Source organism: Undibacterium sp. RuTC16W (genome assembly GCF_049339445.1).
Lineage (GTDB): Bacteria > Pseudomonadota > Gammaproteobacteria > Burkholderiales > Burkholderiaceae_D > Undibacterium.
The window spans coordinates 246892-264195 of sequence record NZ_JBMPPE010000001.1; the positions used below are offsets into that span (position 1 = coordinate 246892).

A 17304-nucleotide genomic window follows, 5' to 3' on the forward strand; every position below is an offset into this window, starting at 1 on the left:
GTGCTGCTGATGTTGCGATCTTGGCTTGCCGCTGCGTGCTACTGGTGCTTGCAACCGCTACCTGTTACCGGCATTGCTGTTATCGGTGAATTATTCCGATGTCTAGTTTCTGATTTTTTCATTACTGATTTTTCATTTCTGAATAACGAAATCCGCCGACAATGCCGTCAGCGTCAGTGCTGCCTGTACGCGCTGCTCCGATGATTTGGCAGAGATCGCACCGATCATCCGGGTAAAACGATCGCGGCTACTGGCGCTCATTTGCTGATTAAAAAATAGCAGGTCGATCCGGTCTATCAGTTTGCTGACATCACTCGCTAGCGTCTTTAAGGGCGTGTAATCGAACTCCAGACGCGAATCTCCCCAGCCATAACCGCCGCTGTTAAAGAGCGAAGCAAAGAAATTCAGTGACCCGACAATCGTGGTTTCGCTAGTAATCTGGAACTCAGGTGCCGCCATGCCAGCGACAGTCAGAGGTCCCGCAGGCCGATATGCGGGCGCATAAAAATTGAATACAGACGGTGCCAGTAACGGGCTTTGTCCGAGAGCGTCATCGGCGCTGTCGAGGTAATGAATATTGTTGATGCCGTTTTTACTTTTTGCACCAAGCCCACGTAAAAAATTGGCAAACCGGATCACCGGTTCACGCTGTTTACCAAAACGTGACTGGCTTGCCGCGTTGTCGCCACGTGCCTCGGGATCAAGCAAAATCGCGCGTAGCACTGCACGCAAATCACCGCGCACGCCACTGCCATTATTGTTGAATACACTGGCAACACGACTGATATATGCCGCACTGGGATTGCTGGTGACGAGACGCTGTATCAGTTGTTTGCCCACGAAGGGCCCGACATTCGGATGATTGAAGATGTTATCGAGTGCGTCTTTCATATCCTGCTCCGGGGTTTGTCCGGCAGGCAGGCTGCGGCCATTCAGTAAGGTCTTGCTGTCCGCTGAGTGAAAGCCTGGCCAGGCCTTCATCGGAACAATCCAGAGAGCATTATCGTCAGGATTGTAATCATGAAATTGCGCGGGCTTACTATTGTCCAGCGCACCGAAGCTCCAGCCGGTAAACGCTTTGGCAAATCCTTTAACAACCGATTCGTCGTAACTCGCTATGGCGACGCCAGCGTTGTCGGTTTGCGGGCTGCCATCCTGATTTAACTTGACCAGTCCTATCGAAAATAACTGCAAGACTTCACGTGCATAGTTCTCGTTGGGATGAATGCCGGACGTCGTATCCTCCTTCTCGCTGCCTTGCATATTCAGGTAATAACCCATGGCGGGATGCAGGCTCACGTCTTCGAGCAATTGACGATAATTGCCGAAGGCATTGCGATTGAGCATATCCATGTAACTCGACATCGCATACGGACGGATATCCGGCGCAATATTCGAGATCACAAATAATTGCAGCAGCGCCCACGACATACGGGCACGTAATTGCGCATCGCTGGTGAGCCATTGCTGCCAGATTGCTTCATAGCTCATCTCTTCAGTCGCGCGCTGATTGCTTTCACGCAGTCGCTGCTGCTCCAGATATGCGAGATGCGAATCGGTGCTTTTATTAAACTGATCCGCGATCCAGCGCTCGAATCCATTGCTGCGGACTTGCTCGACTTCATCGGGAGAGCGTATGCCAAAACTCGTTTGCGTCAGAAAGCGGGCAGCGTCGCGGCTGGTCGGTGGATTAGTGGTCACAGGCGGTAATTCAGTGACGGGATTATTAATGGTGCCGCCAATTGCGGTGGCTGTTCCACCACTGCCACCACCGCAGGCTGACAATGTTGTCAGCGCGCTCAGGGCAGCCAGACTGAAGGGTGAAACCGGACTGACCGGAGAATCAGGCGAAATCGTTGCGACCGACGATTGATCCGTTAATGCAGCCGCTGGCGAACTGTCTCGCCTCGCATTTTCCGGTCCATGTTGTATCGCATCCTGCACCAGATCTGTGCCCATATCCGCCTCCCTGTGAGGTGTCAAGAGTAGGAAGAACAGAAAGTATCAGCAAGTACAAAAGCGTAAGGAAATGTTTCGCTTATCTAGCCGCACAGCAATCTTAATAGCATCAAGAAAGTATCACCGGCTTCACAACATCAGAATGGTGGAATGGAAAAAGCAGAGTAGAAATACGACAGAACAAATGTAAGCAAGCGTCACAATTCGCTTAAGCTTTGTAACGCTTTAACACATCTGAGGAAGTGGTTTGATTCAGGTCGCCAGCGCTTTTTCGAGCAAAGCGTGGAGTTCTGCAAAAGAGGGTTCGCCGACATAGCGTTTTAAAATATTGCCTTGCTTGTCGATGACATAGGTAGTCGGAGTCAGCTTAACGTCACCAAATGCTTTCGCTAGTTTACCGTCGACATCCAGTGCCACCTGAAATGGCAACTGACGCGTCTCGGTGTAGTTCAGCACGTAATTTGGCGGGTCATAGCTCATCGCGACGGCGACATATTCCAAACCTTGCTGGTGATATTTATTGTAAGTCTCTATCATGCGCGGCATCTCAGCAACACAAGTCGTACAGGACGTCGCCCAGAAATTCACCATTACGACCTTGCCACGCAGACTCTGGGTGCTGATTTTTTCGCCTTTCAGATTGACGAAGGTCACATCCGGCACCGGAGCCTTGTTCGACAAGGACTGATAAAACAGGGCGGCAAGCGTCACCAGTGCCACAGCGGCAAAGACAGAAAAAATCTTGAATTTACGGGGGGAAGACGGCGCTAACATAGAGGCTCGATCAGATAATTTGATTCAAGCCCTTGATTATACAGAGGATGCGGTAATATCGTTGGCGTGAAAATCAAGAACTTATTGGGGATAGACGCATCAGAGACCAGTACCGCTGGTACATCTGCATACTTAATTCGCCACACTTAGTTCGCTATACTTAATTTGTAACACTCTTATTGGTACAACATGCAATCGGGACAATTACCGCAATATCTACAGCAAACTTCTCTAGCAGCGTCGCTACCATCACTGCCGAATCAATCCCGCAGACGACTGGTTGCAGCCATCGCTGCATTGTGCACCCCAGCGATGGCCTGGTCAGCCAGAGAGCGCATCGTTCTGTTAATCGGAGAAGCCAATCCTGAGAAAAACACACAGATCCCAACCAATACTGGTTTTAATGCCACGCTGAGCTACATACAAAAAGAGCTCGATGCCGATTTCGAGATCCGGCATTACCCGTCAAACCGCTTGATACAAAATATCGTCGAAGGTGAAGGATTGGCATTTGGTTTGTCCAAAACCAAAGAACGACTTCGTACTTTGCATTTTTCGATTCCGGCCTATACGACCTATATCTGGATGGTCACCTTAAGCGACAGCGTATTTCCTTTCAAGTCAGTTCAGGACCTGAAAACCAAGACGATCGGCGTAGTACGCGGCGCCAGTTATGGCGAGGAGTTTGAAGCGCAAAAAAATGGTTTAACACTCGAAGAGGATACCTACTCGATTGTATCGCGCTTACAAAAACTGATACTGCGGCGAACCGACATCATGCTGCTAGGTTACCGGAGTGCAGATCCGGCGCAGGTGGAAACACTGATGAATAGTTTGATTCCTAAACTGATGCTGGAACCCTCGCTGCCTGCCGGCGTTAAATTTGCAGTGATACCAAAACCATTTAGTGTCGATCACATCCATTTTGCGATTGCCGCCAACAAAGATAAGGGCATCATCGATAGAATCAATGCTGCTTTGCGCAACGCAAAAAAATCTGGCGTCCTTGAGTGAGTTCCTGAACATATGACCAATACATTGAGCGCACTCCTCATCAGTTTATTCGTTGATTCAGTGTCACTCATTCCTAAGTCACTCCTCAGTCAGCTCTCATTCAACCCTACAACTTCATTGAGATAAAACAAGCCCGCAGATGAGCCAAACAACCACCACCATTCCACGCGCGATCTGGGTACTGGGTTTCGTCAGCATGCTGATGGATATTTCCTCTGAGATGATCCACAGCCTGCTGCCGATGTTTATGGTGGGCACGCTGGGCATCAGTGTCTTGGTGGTCGGATTAATTGATGGGCTGGCTGAATCAACTACTTTATTCGTGAAAGTATTTTCCGGCGTATGGAGTGATCGCCTGGGGAAACGTAAAGGTCTGGCGGTCTTTGGTTATGGTCTGAGTGCGTTGACTAAACCCTTATTCGCGTTATCGCAAGGCATGGGCTTGTTGCTGACTGCGCGACTGATGGACAGGATAGGTAAAGGCATACGTGGTGCACCACGTGATGCACTGATCGCCGACATTACGCCCGCCGGTATCCGCGGTGCGGCGTTCGGCTTGCGTCAGACTTTAGACACCATCGGTGCCTTCGCCGGACCACTGCTGGCAACTGTTCTGATGCTGTTATGGGCAAATGATTACCGGCGGGTATTCTGGCTGGCGGTCATCCCTGGACTGCTGGCAACTGGCTTACTGATTTTCGGTGTACACGAGCCTAAAACAAGCGCTGCTAAAACAGCCATCAATCCAATTAGCCGTCAGAATCTGCAACGTCTGGGCGCAAGTTATTGGTGGGTCGTGGTGGTCGGTGGCGTATTCACACTGGCGCGTTTTAGCGAAACTTTTTTGATCCTGCGCGCGCAACAACTCTCGATACCCGTAGCATGGGTACCGCTGATCATGGTCGCAATGAATCTGGTGTACGCAGCATCTGCTTATCCTTTCGGCAAACTCTCGGATCGTGTCTCGCACAGCAGCTTATTGGCATCAGGCCTGGTGGTGCTGATCGCATCTGACCTAATCCTGGCACACAACAGCAGCTGGACAGGCCTGTTCGCTGGCGTTGCCCTGTGGGGAGTTCATATGGGGATGACGCAGGGTCTGCTGGCGAGTATGGTAGCAGCTACAGCACCGGCTGACTTACGTGGTACCGCGTTTGGTTTTTTTAATCTGATCAGTGGCGCTGGACTGCTGCTGGCTAGCCTGGTGGCGGGCTTACTATGGGATCAGCTTGGTGCGGCATTTACCTTTTATGCCGGTGCCGGATTCGCAGTATTAACCTTGATCGGCGTGTTACTCTTTCCGCGAAAATATCAGGTTTAAATCCGCTTAAAAATTGCTTGATACCGGTTCAGAATTCATTCAGACCGTTCGGCTGGCGCAGAAATCGTTTTCCCTGATACATGCGTAGTGAGCACAATCGCCGTCGAGGTTGAACCAAAGGTATTGAGCTCATTGATGATCGCTTGCAGATGTTCGACATCTGTCGCCAGCACCCGCATCACCGCACCATCTTCCCCCGTCACTGTATAGCAGTCGATAATCTCCGGACAGTCTGCTACGTATTGCGCATAAGGACGGCCTTGCTGGGTGGACAGGCGTATCATCGCTGTGATCTGATAGCCCAAGGCCTTGGGATTAATCTCGGCGCGGTATGAGCGTATCACTTGCGTGCTTTCAAGCCGCTTGATGCGCTCGGATACAGCAGGCTGGCTCAAATGCACCTGACGACCAATCTCCGCATGCGACATACGTGCATCCTGTTGCAAGAGTTGCAGGATTTTACGGTCGAAATTGTCGATTTTTGGATTCATAAGCATTCAGTAAAAAATTCAAGGCAATCCCATGGTCAATCCCGTTTTTGCTTATGGAAAGCTATTTATGTCACCAGGATTGCTTGTTACATTATAGGTACTTTTTTGACCTTATCAGGGCTTACGAAAAATTATCCCGGCAAAACATCGCAATGAAGACAGCACTTTTAGTACGACTCGCTGGAACATAGCCGAGGCAATTTGGCGTTAATCCTGTAAGTCCCATTTATGCCCAGTAGAGAAATCATGATCACCCACCAGCAAATCGCTCGCATCGCCGAACAATTCCAGACCCCGTGCTGGGCCTACGATGCCACGGTCATCCGTCAGCAAATCGCACGTCTGCGCCAATTCGATGTGATCCGTTTTGCGCAAAAAGCATCGAGCAACATCCACTTGCTCAAACTCATGCGCGAAGAAGGTGTCATGGTGGATTCGGTCTCACTCGGCGAAGTGGAGCGCGCACTGGCAGCAGGCTATGCGCCGAATGCGCAGGCAGGCAGCAGCGAGCATGCGCCGATTGTCTTCACCGCCGATCTGCTCGACAGAACTGCCTTGAAGCGCGTAACCGAGCTAAACATACCGGTCAATTGCGGCTCACCGCAAATGCTGGAGCAATTGGGCAAAGCGCATCCCGGACATCCGGTCTGGCTGCGTATCAATCCCGGCTTTGGTCACGGACATAGTCGCAAAACGAATACTGGCGGCGAGCAAAGCAAGCACGGCATCTGGTTTGAACATCTGGGTGAAAGTCTGGCCATCATCGAGCAATATCAATTAACGCTGGTCGGCCTGCATATGCACATCGGCTCGGGAGTTGATTACGACCATTTGCAAAGTGTCTGTGACGCGATGATAGAGCAGGTCAAAACCTGTGGCCGCGATTTGTCTGCGATTTCGATCGGTGGTGGTTTGTCGATCCCTTACCGCGATGGAGAGGCGGTAGTCGATACCGATCATTATTTCCAGATCTGGGACAAAGCGCGTAAAGAGATCGAAGCGCACCTAGGCCACAAGATTAGTATGGAGATCGAACCAGGTCGTTTTCTGGTCGCCCAATCGGGCCTGCTGATTTCCGAATTGCGGGCACAAAAACAAGTCGGCAATAATTTCTTCGCGCTGGTTGATGCAGGCTTTAATGATCTGGCGCGTCCGGCAATGTATGGCAGCTATCACCGCATTACTACCTATGCCACAGACGGCACGCCACGTACCGGCGCTTTACGCCCGACCGTCGTGGCAGGGCCATTATGCGAATCCGGCGATGTGTTTACACAAGAGGACGGCGGCGTAGTCACCACCCAGGATTTACCGGCTTGTGAGATTGGTGACCTGTTCGTATTTCATGATACCGGCGCTTACGGTGCCAGCATGTCATCGAACTACAATTCGCGCCCGCTGATTCCCGAGATACTGATCGATGGGGAACAAATTAAACAAATCCGCCGGCGCCAGACGGTAGAAGAGTTAATCAGACTGGAACAAATTTAATACAGAAAATTCAATTTAAATCGAATCAGCTTATTCATTAGCAGGAATAATCTAAAATCAATACCGCACTGCTGATGCGGCTTGCGGCATGTTTTCATGCCACAAGCCGCATTCTACTTGGGCTTTTTCAAGGCCATGCCAACCGACGCCGGTGCGGTATGCACGAAGCCAAATTGCGCGTACAAGTCTTGTGCTTTTCCATCGGCGATCAGACTCACATACGCGCTCGGTAGCGCAGTCGTGTCAATGTAGTGGCGAATTTCTTGCATGATTATTTTGCCCAGACCTTTGCCTTGATGAGCGGGCAAGACCGCAATATCAACGACTTGATAAAAACAGCCGCCGTCACCCACTACGCGCCCCATACCAACGGCTAAACCTTCATACAGAATTTGTACCGCGAACAAACTCGCAGGCAAGCCGCGTGCCGCCGCCTCGCTCGTTTTAGGGCTAAGACCAGCGGACACACGTAAATGCCGGTAGGTATCAGCAGAGGGAATTTCATGGCTGACCTGATAGGGAAAAGTGGCGATCATTCATTAGCCTTTATGTGTAAGTTCTACTATGAGCAGTGGTTATCAGCAATTGCGATAACGTGCTGCACATCACGCCTTGATGAACTCGACCTTGCGAAAACGCAGCGCTGACCAGTCGTCATCAATCGCAACCATACGAACACTGTCATAACCCAGCGTGCGGATCACGTCCCAACCGGTATCACGATGGAATTCGCACTGATAGCGTTTCGATGATTTTTTTGGATAGACAAACCAGATAATCGCGTCGCCCTGTGCTTTGGCAGCGATTGCGGCGGACAGTTCATCCAGTTCTTTTTGAGCGATCACGAATGCCAGTGCAAAGTGAATGCCGCCTGCCTCTTTGACGCTGCGCAGTATCGTCAGGTCTGTGGCAGTCTCAGCCTCTCTCAATACGGTCAGCTCTGATTCAAAACTGGCAGGCGCATTCAGAATGACGATCTCAGGCTGATTTTTCCAATTCAGCTTCTTGAATAAGGGGGTCATCTTAGCTCCCTGATGAGGACAAAAAATCTGATTATAGCGTAGCAATACCCAATAAAAATGCGCCTTCTGGCGTGTTTTCGTGCCGGAAGGCGCATAGGGATTGCAGATTCAGTTGTGGAATTATCGTCTTCCAATATCTTCCATTATCTTCAATTAATCAGGTGCTGCCACTGAATTCCTGCTGACCCCAGTTTCTATTCACAACATAATTTCATCAATACTGGCCGAACGAGATCCCGCGACCGGCGGATTGTCCGCAGCCCGGTAAGTCGTCACGAAAGAAAATTTAATTTGCTGCGTCTGATTACACCCTGCGGCATGAAACAGATTGCTATGAAAGAGCAACACGTCACCCTGCGCCAATATCACGGGACGCGCCTGCGCGAGCAAATCTTGATTGCCCGGAAAATCCGTACGTAAAAATTGTGCGGCATCGAGCTGATCTGCATCGATAGACAGACGATGCGAACCGGGGATCACTAGCAGACATCCGTTTTCAAGCGTTTCGTTGCGCAACGCCAGCCAGACCGATACCAGTTCAGCACGCTGAAAATGCCAGTAACGACTATCCCGGTGCCACCCCGTCAGACTGGAAAATCGCGGCTGCTTGGTCATGATGCAATTGTGATGCGCCTGCACCAATCTCAATCCATCGCCTAACAACTGACGCAAAACCTGTACCAGTACATCGCCCGTCACCCAACTAGCGAGAGTCTTGCTACGGGCAACCGCCTGCAATAAGCGCCGTGCCGTCAGACCACCCTCGGCATTACGTGAGACAGGTGCGCCCGGATAACGTGTATCGGCTTCATATTCAATCGGCGCGATATCATCGTCCAATTGCTGTTGCGAAAAAGCGATGATCGCTTCGCACGTAGCGGCATCAACCTGCGCTGGTAAAACCAGGTAACCATCATGGTGAAACTGCTGAAGTTGTTCTTGAGAGAGCATAATCCTAACAAGCCAAATGAAAATCAGATTGCTTATTGTGACATGAAGGAGGGGATTGATAACAGATACAGTCTGCTACTAAAGCGCAAAACAGTTTGGTTAAAATTGTTGTGAAATACGTGCATGGCACACGTTCAATTTAAAACATGCCTACTCTCTATCTGGGACAATTTTATGCTCGGAGAGTAGCAATCTTGGTCCACAACCTAGTTCAGATAATTCGTCCAATGGGTTGCGTAGTTTGCAGGCTACCAGCGATAGGCAGCCACAACCTATGCAACCACTTAATTGCTCACGCAATTGGGTAAGGTTGGCAATTCTTTCGTCCAACTCAGCTTTCCACCTCGCAGACAGTCTGGCCCAATCAGCAACCGTGGGAGTACGTCCTTCTGGTAAAGCCATCAAGGCGTTATTGATCGACGCAAGTGAAATCCCAATTCGCTGTGCGACTTTTATCACCGCAACACGGCGCAGCACGTCGCGGGAATATCGACGCTGATTGCCTGCGCTACGCTTGCTTTTAATCAAACCTTTAGATTCATAAAAATGAATCGCAGAAATTGCCACACCACTACGTGCTGCCACTTCGCCGACGGCAAGACAGTGACTAATATCGCTAGGATGAATTGTAGACATAAAATACTCTTGACCTAAAGTTAAGTTGAGGTTTTACACTAATTCTCGTTGATTTTCAATCTCAATTAAGAAAGCCGATATGAGTACAGTCATTATTCTTGGTAGCGCCCGCAATCAGGGAAATACCCATCAATTAGCAAATTATGTTGCCAACGACACAGCGGCTGCTCTATTCAATTTATCGGACTATGAAATAAGTCCTTATGACTATGACCATGGAAATAGAAGTGATGATTTTTTACCCTTAATGAACGAAGTCCTGAAGTTTGAGCACATTGTCTTGGCTTCACCAATTTATTGGTATGCACCCAGTAGTGTGATGAAAGTTTTTTTAGACCGACTGTCTGATTTAATCACGATAGAGAAGAGTCTGGGCCGTCAACTGAGACAAAAGAGTGGATCGGTGATTGCGACCGGTTGCGATCAGGTACCACCTCTGTGCTTTGAACAAATGTTCCAGTTAACTTTCCGTTATCTAGGTATCTGTTATCGAGAGATGCTCTATTGCCCATGTATTGAGGATATAGAGATTTATAAGCATCACTTAGCGATCAATACTTTTATCAGGAAATCACATGCTAAATGACGTAATGGTAGCGCAATATCTCGAAAGAATCGGTTATCGAGGCAGTACAAGCCTTGAACTATCAACGTTAAGAGGACTTCATCTGGCGCACATGCAATATGTTCCATTTGAGAATCTGGATATTTTCCTTAGTAAACCAGTTAGCTTATCCGTCGATGCGCTTTTTGATAAGGTGGTGCTCAAATACCGAGGCGGTTTTTGTTACGAATTAAATACTCTTTTTTTTGAGCTTCTAACCGCATTAGGCTTTCAAGTCCATATGCTTTCCGCAAAGGTATTCAACGGAAGCTCCTATGGGCCAGACTTTGACCATATGCTGTTGACGGTAGCGGTGAATGACAAGCAAGTGATTATGGATGTTGGCTTTGGAGATTCGTTCCGAGAGCCTGTATTTTTGGACATTAGTCATTCAATTCAGCTCGACAGTGTTTACGATGTTGAGCAACATGGTTTGAACTTTATTTTATACCGGCGGAAAATCGGTATGGCTCGTTCACCGCAATACGGCTTCACTTTGAATACCCATCAAGTTCTTGCATTCCATACTATGTGCGTCTTTCAACAGACCTCTCCCAAGTCTCACTTTACACAAAAATCTGTGTGTTCAATTGCGACGAAATATGGAAGGAAAACAATATCGAATGGCCGCTTCATCATATCCGGCAAAAATAAGCGGACTGAATATATTATTGGTAGCGAATCTGAATACCGAGAAATTTTGAGGAAGAATTTTAAAATAGCGCTTTCAGAAGATTGCTGCCTCGCTAGATTGATGGCTAAATGATGTCTTAGCGAGCATAATTCTCCACATATAAATGTCTTCCCCCTCCCAGCCACAGTGGCAAGATTGGCCAGTATATTTGCAATAGAAATAGCAACCAACGAAGAGGTATCTCATGGCGTCAGGCAAGATTCTGGTGGCACAAGGCGGCGGCCCGACTGCCGTCATTAACCAATCGCTGGTCGGTGTCGTACTGGAAGCCCGGCGCTTCAAACAGGTCGAGCGCATCTACGGCGCGCTTCACGGTGTCCGCGGGATTATCGATGAGGACTTTATCGATCTGACCCAGGAGACCAGTCACAATCTGGAGCTGGTTGCCGGTACGCCGTCTTCTGCCTTGGGCTCTACCCGGGACAAACCGGATGCAGAGTACTGCCAGAAAATTTTTAAAGTCTTGCAAGCGCATGAGATCGAGCATTTCTTTTATATCGGCGGTAATGACTCTTCGGATACGGTGCGCATCGTCAGTCTGGAGGCGCAAAAAGCAGGCTATCCGCTGCGCTGCATCCATATTCCCAAGACGATTGATAACGATCTGGTTGGCAATGACCATACCCCTGGTTTCCCTTCGGCAGCGCGCTTTGTGGCTCAGGCATTTGCCGGTGCGAATCTGGATAATGCGGCGCTGCCCGGTGCGTATGTCGGCGTGGTCATGGGGCGGCACGCGGGCTTCTTAACTGCCGCCTCGGCCTTGGGAAAAAAATTTCCTGATGACGGTCCTCACCTGATTTACTTGCCAGAACGTGACTTTAGCATTGACCAGTTTTTAGCCGACGTCAAACGCACTTATGCGCGTCACGGCCGTTGTGTTGTTGCGGTCTCTGAAGGGATACACGATGCCTCGGGTACGCCGATATTAAGCCTGCTCGCCAAAGAACTGGAGCATGATGCGCATGGCAACGTGCAGTTATCCGGCACAGGCGCACTGGCAGATTTGCTATGTGAAGAAATCAAATCGAAGCTGAATATCAAACGCGTCCGTGGCGATACCTTTGGCTATCTGCAACGCTCGTTTATTGGCTGCGTCTCGGATGTTGATCAGCGTGAAGCGCGCGAAGTCGGTGAAAAAGCGGTGCAGTTTGCGATGTGGGGTCAGCAAGATGGCTCCGTCGCGATCAAACGTACTGGCTTTTATTCTGTTGATTATGAGCTAATCCCACTGGAGGCCGTCGCAGGTAAAACACGGGTCATGGAAGATGAATTCATTACGCCGGAGGGGACTGATGTGACTGATGCGTTCCGGCTGTATTTACGCCCTTTACTGGGCTCAGGTATGCCAGATGCGTTTCGACTGCGTTGTAGCAGGGTCGATAAAATATTGAATCAAGAACTACGCTAAGTCTTCCGGGTCGTTGACGTTCGTAGCATATTATTCATAGCGTGTTATTCCCAGCCCATATTCATATAAAGACTCTATGCAATCCCGACGTGATTTATTGAAAAAAACTCTCATGCTAACCGCTGCCGGCGTAATAATCGGCACCCGCCCGCTGAGTGGATTGGCAGAAGACAAGCCGAAGGAAAAGCCGCACGAGATGGAACCACCACCAGATCTGTTTGACTCGCAGGCGCTGGACATTGAATTTTGGGTCAAGCCACGGACGATTGATCTGATCCGCCCAGCCAGCGGTGAGCGTACCAAACTGCTGTACTGGAAAGATGGCGAGGTTCAGGCCTCCGCATATGAACAACTTTGCCATATTTTGCGCGACGTGAATGGCAAAAAAACCGCGCCCATTGATCCCAAATTAATTGAAACCTTGTGGGCGACTCAGGCGTTTATCGCCCGCTTTGGGATGACAAATCCGCTCGAAGTCTTGTCAGGATATCGCACCCCGGAATCCAATCAGCGCCTGATCGAGGAAGGCATACCGGCAGCAAGAAAATCCCTGCACCTGGAAGGCCGGGCTGCCGATATCCGTATCGCCAAATTGCATGAAGAGGCGCTGGGAGAATTGATACGCAGTTTCCGCCAGGGCGGCGTCGGCTTCTACTACCGCCCCAGTGCAAAAGGCGGCTGGATTCATACCGATACAGGCTTACAAAGAACCTGGAAAGCGTAGTCGCTGGTAGCAGGATTAGCCTGGCTGACGACGCCAGATCGCCCAGCGATGCGTAATCCCATACATCAATACCAGGACAACAAACCAGGCCGCATAACACATCAGCAGCGAGGCATGGTAACCGGCAGGGACAATCTGCTTACCGCCATCAAATTGGACCTGTCCGCCGTACAAAGTCTGCATCGTGATCCAGCCCAGAGCATGTATCAGTGCCACATGTACGCAATAAAAAAACAGCGGATGGCTGCCGAATAAAGACAGAACGGGCACTTCCCCTTTGACTCGCTGATCCATGAAGGCCAGCAACGCAAAACTGATGCTCAAAGTCACGCAAAGATATAGCACTGACGGTGGATACTTATGCACCTTTAAAAACGACATCAGGCTCAGCATCCAGCCACCCGCCTGCATCGTCCATGGTTCGGGATCGCCGTACCAGTTACCGCTACGCAGAGCAAGGAACAGCAACAATAAGCCGACGGAGGCAATCCATAAGCCACGCTGACGTTCGGCAGGCGATTTCAAAAACAAAGGGCCTATGCCATAACCGGCAGCCATCAAACCTATCCATGGCATCAGAGGATAAAGAACAAAGATACCAAAATGTTCGCCCAGCGGTATCCATCCGCCCTGGTGCCACAATTTCATCCACAAACTCGGATCAGGATGATGAAACTGATCAAGTAAATTATGCGGCAACAGCAAAGCAGCGGCGATCAGCAAAATCAAGGGGCGCGGTAAAAAGATCAGACCAGCAAGACTCATCATCCCAACACCGAGAACCCAGATCACTTGCAACATGATGCTCTCGAAGCCAAATTGCCAGCTGAAATTAATCCATGTCAGCTCCAGCACAACCAGCATCGCCCCACGGCTCAGCAGATAACGCGCCATCGCCGGCCGGTCAAATTTTTGTGCCCGTAAGAACCCGGACACCCCCGCCAGCAAAACAAAGGTCGGCGCGCATAAATGCGTCATCCAGCGGGTAAAAAACCAGCCGACCGAGGTCTGCGTCAAGTCCAGTGGATTAAACGGTGTCGGTGCAAAAAAGTCGCGCACATGATCAAGCGCCATCAAAGCAATCACCAAACCGCGCAATACATCGATAGCAGGCAAACGTCCGGGTTTTGTCATCATGTGCTTAGTTCCAGTGATTGATTGGTCGGTCAGACTTGCAGGAATTGGGTGAAATGGCCGTGGACATATTTCACCCTGTATTTCTCGGCTTATAGCCTTTAAGTTTAGTCGATAATATAGCGCTCGATCTGCGTGTTCAGCCATTTTTTTAGTAGCGTGGGTCTGCTACGTCAAGCGGTATCACACTCCTTTGCACATGGATCGGCCAAGCCTCTTTTCCAGTGCGTCCTTGATTTGCGACTGTGATCATGCTGGAGAATGACAGCGTGTTACAGCCGAAGCATGAAGGTCTATCTCGAGGACTTGCCTCAATCACTTACCTGAAACCCGTGCACCGGACACCACATCTGACGGGATCATGCTGAGGCAATTTGTGCCTTGCACAAAACATGGGCGATAATAGGGCTAACTATTGCTTATTTATTTCCCCATTGACACCTATGAACAGCCAAGATTTAGAAAATATTAACGTTACCTCCTTTGATGCGATGCCAACGCCGGAGGATCTGCATGCCCGTCTCCCCCTGACAGAACTCGCCGCCAGCGTCGTGAATGAAGGTCGCGAGCAATTGCGCAATATTCTGGAGCGTAAAGATCCGCGTCTGTTCGTCGTCGTTGGTCCCTGTTCCATCCACGATCCTGTCGCTGGACTCGATTACGCCCGTCGCCTGAAAGCCTTGCAAGATGAAGTGAAAGACCAGTTACTGCTGGTGATGCGTGTGTATTTTGAAAAACCACGCACAACAACAGGCTGGAAAGGCTATATCAATGATCCGTACATGGATGATTCTTTCCGCGTTGACCAAGGCATGGAAAAAGCGCGTCAATTTTTACTCGATGTCTGCGAACTTGGTTTGCCAACCGGCACCGAAGCATTGGACCCAATCTCTCCGCAATATCTGGGTGACCTGATTGCCTGGACTGCCATCGGTGCACGGACCACAGAATCGCAAACCCACCGAGAAATGTCATCTGGCTTATCAACCCCGGTCGGTTTTAAAAATGGAACCGATGGTGATATCAGTATCGCGATCAATGCGATTTTATCTGCATCGCATCCCCACTCCTTCCTCGGCCTGAACGGTCAGGGTCGTGTTTCCATCGTCCGCACCAGCGGCAATCCGCATGGCCATGTTGTCCTGCGCGGTGGCGATGGTCGGCCTAACTACGATACGGTTTCTGTCGCCATGGCAGAACAAGCCCTGACCAAAGCAAAGCTGCCTGCAAACGTCGTCGTCGACTGCTCCCATGCAAACAGCTACAAAAAGCCGGAGCTGCAACCACTGGTCATGGCCGACGTTATCAATCAGGTAGTAAACGGCAACAAAGCGCTGGTCGGTGTGATGATTGAATCGAATATTGTGGCGGGCAATCAAGCGATCCCCGATGATCTGTCGCAGCTCAAATACGGCTGCTCAGTCACCGATGCCTGCGTAGACTGGGCGACGACAGAAATAATGATACGTGAGGCAGCAGAAAAACTGCGTACACATAAGGCGTAAAATAACCAGAATTTATTGATCGACCTATAAAAAAGACGGCAATCATGTGCCGTCTTTTTCTACCATCAGACGATTATTCCATCGTCTCGACCATCTGCTTGATTTTGACTGCTTTCTCAAAATGATCAAGCTGATGCGTCTTGATCCACCACTCAGCAACCTCCATTAACAAAGCCGGATTACTATTTTTATTCGCAAAAAAAGCGTAAAAAGATAGTCCGACACGAGTTCCTTTGGCCGCAATTTTTGCTTCACATATCGCAATAATTTTTCTGCGTAATTCTGTATTCATCCAGCGCTTTCACCTTAGTTCAACTATTTATTCGTAACTATTATTCACGCTTACTACGCATCGCCCGCGTCTGCGTCATCGACTGATCGGCAATGAGTTTTTGATACTCCGCACTTTCCACAGGCACCAGCGCCAGCTTACCCACCGGATTGAAATGCAAACCCCATCCGTAGCTCTTAGCAAGCGGAGAGGTGCGCATGCATGCCATCGGTCTGGCAAAAAAATCCTGCCAGAGTTGCCCGCTTTTTTCTTTGAGCACCTTAGCTGTCAGGCCATGTCTTTGCGCGTACACAGCAAACTGTACGTCTTCTTGGGTGAGCAGATATGGCCGAGGGAAAATCAATTCATATTCCAGAACCGCAATCGTTTTTTTTTCAGAGCGGACTGGTGGCAGCATTCCATGAGATGCTTTGGTATCCGTGGCGACAGCAATAAATGTATTGTAGTAGTTCATCTCATCAGCTTATCCAACCGATTACCAAGGCTGAGTTATCAAAGCATCGCCGCACCCTTAGCCCTGCGTACAGGTATCGCGTCTGGATCTAAGCCGTCAAGACAAAACACATTGATGCCCAGATTGTCAGGCGTGACACGCTTGCGGTGGAAGGGATAAATACCGCAGGTTTTACAAAAAAAGTGTCGTGCCGTCTTGGTGTGAAACTGATATTCAGTCAGATAGTCTTCACCTGCAAGTAGCGTGAACTGGCTCTCATGCACTTTCACCATGAGTGCATTTTTCTTGCGGCAAATAGAGCAATCGCACTGAGTTAACTCCGGAAAATCTGTGGTGATTTCAAAGCGCACTGCGCCGCAGTGACAGCTGCCCTGATAGGTTTTCATCGTACGTTCAGTCATAACATTGTTTAAGTTTGATATCGGAAGAAGAGGTCAAAACATACCATGTAGGTTAGGCGACGTCTCGGGTACGGCTTGCCCTATATCCCATAGCTCGACAATACGCTGATCTGCAAATCTGAATAGATGCATAACCGCAACCTCGGAGTGTAGGTCATGCATTTTAATTTTTGAATGAACAGCGACCAGATCCCCATCCTGCAGCGCTCTCTGCACCTCAACTGTCTTATGTGGATGGCTTACCAAATTCTGCGCCATTGCGTGCTTCAACGCTGCTACGCCAGCAGGAAAGGCGGGATTGTGGTGAATCAGCTGATCGCTGACATAGAGCACATACGCTTGATGTACATCACCGCTTGCCACCAAAGTCAGGAAATGAATTGCACGCTCTTTCAGGGTCATAAACACTCCGGAATATCTAAGGCGATT

20 protein-coding genes are annotated in these 17304 nt (G+C 49.6%); 8 read left to right on the forward strand and 12 right to left on the reverse strand.

Features of this window, described 5'->3' with window-relative positions:
* Positions 1-132 precede the first annotated feature (132 nt).
* Together ACO0K4_RS01170 and ACO0K4_RS01175 are read right to left on the reverse strand one after the other, a co-directional pair.
* The gene (locus ACO0K4_RS01170; protein WP_422954767.1) at positions 133-1959 is read right to left on the reverse strand and encodes a DUF1800 domain-containing protein; all 1827 of its coding nucleotides are present in this window, start codon (positions 1957-1959) and stop codon (positions 133-135) included.
* 252 nt (positions 1960-2211) lie between these two features.
* Positions 2212-2733, reverse strand: coding sequence for a TlpA family protein disulfide reductase (locus ACO0K4_RS01175; protein ID WP_422954768.1), 522 nt, complete (start codon positions 2731-2733; stop codon positions 2212-2214).
* A gap of 189 nt (positions 2734-2922) precedes the next feature.
* Between ACO0K4_RS01175 and ACO0K4_RS01180 the strand changes: the two genes are divergently transcribed.
* On the forward strand, positions 2923-3747 hold the full coding sequence (locus ACO0K4_RS01180) for a substrate-binding periplasmic protein (RefSeq protein ID WP_422954769.1): 825 nt from the start codon (positions 2923-2925) through the stop codon (positions 3745-3747).
* Positions 3748-3886: 139 nt separating this feature from the next.
* On the forward strand, positions 3887-5068 hold the full coding sequence (locus ACO0K4_RS01185; RefSeq protein ID WP_422954770.1) for an MFS transporter: 1182 nt from the start codon (positions 3887-3889) through the stop codon (positions 5066-5068).
* Between the two features lie 35 nt (positions 5069-5103).
* Here ACO0K4_RS01185 and ACO0K4_RS01190 read toward each other — a convergent pair whose 3' ends face one another.
* Positions 5104-5559 carry an Lrp/AsnC family transcriptional regulator gene (locus tag ACO0K4_RS01190; protein ID WP_422954771.1) on the reverse strand — a complete coding sequence of 152 codons (456 nt, stop codon included), beginning with the start codon at positions 5557-5559 and terminating at the stop codon, positions 5104-5106.
* Between the two features lie 246 nt (positions 5560-5805).
* Between ACO0K4_RS01190 and lysA the strand changes: the two genes are divergently transcribed.
* The gene (gene lysA, locus ACO0K4_RS01195) at positions 5806-7050 is read left to right on the forward strand and encodes a diaminopimelate decarboxylase (protein WP_422954772.1); all 1245 of its coding nucleotides are present in this window, start codon (positions 5806-5808) and stop codon (positions 7048-7050) included.
* A 113-nt stretch (positions 7051-7163) separates the two neighbouring features.
* Here the strand turns inward: lysA and ACO0K4_RS01200 are convergent, their stop codons facing one another.
* From ACO0K4_RS01200 to soxR, 4 genes are all read right to left on the reverse strand, one after another.
* Positions 7164-7586 carry a GNAT family N-acetyltransferase gene (locus ACO0K4_RS01200; protein WP_422954773.1) on the reverse strand — a complete coding sequence of 141 codons (423 nt, stop codon included), beginning with the start codon at positions 7584-7586 and terminating at the stop codon, positions 7164-7166.
* A gap of 69 nt (positions 7587-7655) precedes the next feature.
* On the reverse strand, positions 7656-8072 hold the full coding sequence (locus ACO0K4_RS01205; protein WP_422954774.1) for a hypothetical protein: 417 nt from the start codon (positions 8070-8072) through the stop codon (positions 7656-7658).
* 198 nt (positions 8073-8270) lie between these two features.
* A complete protein-coding gene (locus ACO0K4_RS01210; protein ID WP_422954775.1) occupies positions 8271-9023 on the reverse strand; it encodes a phytanoyl-CoA dioxygenase family protein in 753 nt (250 codons plus the stop codon).
* 150 nt (positions 9024-9173) lie between these two features.
* Positions 9174-9659: a redox-sensitive transcriptional activator SoxR gene (soxR, locus tag ACO0K4_RS01215; protein ID WP_422954776.1), complete on the reverse strand. Its 486-nt coding sequence runs from the start codon at positions 9657-9659 to the stop codon at positions 9174-9176.
* A 79-nt stretch (positions 9660-9738) separates the two neighbouring features.
* Here soxR and ACO0K4_RS01220 point away from each other — a divergent pair, with 79 nt between their 5' ends.
* From ACO0K4_RS01220 to ACO0K4_RS01235, 4 genes are all read left to right on the forward strand, one after another.
* A complete protein-coding gene (locus ACO0K4_RS01220) occupies positions 9739-10245 on the forward strand; it encodes a flavodoxin family protein (RefSeq protein ID WP_422954777.1) in 507 nt (168 codons plus the stop codon).
* Complete coding sequence (locus ACO0K4_RS01225) at positions 10235-11029, forward strand: arylamine N-acetyltransferase family protein (RefSeq protein WP_422954778.1); 795 nt, start codon at positions 10235-10237, stop codon at positions 11027-11029. The genes ACO0K4_RS01220 and ACO0K4_RS01225 overlap by 11 nt, the downstream gene beginning before the upstream one ends.
* A gap of 112 nt (positions 11030-11141) precedes the next feature.
* The gene (locus ACO0K4_RS01230) at positions 11142-12365 is read left to right on the forward strand and encodes a 6-phosphofructokinase (protein ID WP_422954779.1); all 1224 of its coding nucleotides are present in this window, start codon (positions 11142-11144) and stop codon (positions 12363-12365) included.
* Between the two features lie 76 nt (positions 12366-12441).
* Positions 12442-13089, forward strand: a complete 648-nt coding sequence (locus ACO0K4_RS01235) for a YcbK family protein (protein WP_422954780.1) — start codon at positions 12442-12444, stop codon at positions 13087-13089.
* Positions 13090-13104: 15 nt separating this feature from the next.
* Here ACO0K4_RS01235 and ACO0K4_RS01240 read toward each other — a convergent pair whose 3' ends face one another.
* Entirely contained in the window at positions 13105-14226 is a 1122-nt protein-coding gene (locus ACO0K4_RS01240) for a DUF1624 domain-containing protein (protein WP_422954781.1), read from the reverse strand.
* Between the two features lie 440 nt (positions 14227-14666).
* Here ACO0K4_RS01240 and ACO0K4_RS01245 point away from each other — a divergent pair, with 440 nt between their 5' ends.
* Complete coding sequence (locus ACO0K4_RS01245) at positions 14667-15728, forward strand: 3-deoxy-7-phosphoheptulonate synthase (RefSeq protein ID WP_422954782.1); 1062 nt, start codon at positions 14667-14669, stop codon at positions 15726-15728.
* Positions 15729-15801: 73 nt separating this feature from the next.
* Here ACO0K4_RS01245 and ACO0K4_RS01250 read toward each other — a convergent pair whose 3' ends face one another.
* From ACO0K4_RS01250 to ACO0K4_RS01265, 4 genes are read right to left on the reverse strand one after another with little or no spacing between them, the layout of a single operon-like run.
* Positions 15802-16020 carry a DUF6500 family protein gene (locus tag ACO0K4_RS01250; protein ID WP_422954783.1) on the reverse strand — a complete coding sequence of 73 codons (219 nt, stop codon included), beginning with the start codon at positions 16018-16020 and terminating at the stop codon, positions 15802-15804.
* A 40-nt stretch (positions 16021-16060) separates the two neighbouring features.
* Positions 16061-16474: a DUF6157 family protein gene (locus tag ACO0K4_RS01255; protein ID WP_422954784.1), complete on the reverse strand. Its 414-nt coding sequence runs from the start codon at positions 16472-16474 to the stop codon at positions 16061-16063.
* A gap of 38 nt (positions 16475-16512) precedes the next feature.
* A complete protein-coding gene (locus ACO0K4_RS01260) occupies positions 16513-16860 on the reverse strand; it encodes a GFA family protein (protein ID WP_422954785.1) in 348 nt (115 codons plus the stop codon).
* A 48-nt stretch (positions 16861-16908) separates the two neighbouring features.
* Entirely contained in the window at positions 16909-17277 is a 369-nt protein-coding gene (locus tag ACO0K4_RS01265) for a nuclear transport factor 2 family protein (RefSeq protein ID WP_422954786.1), read from the reverse strand.
* Positions 17278-17304: the final 27 nt, after the last annotated feature.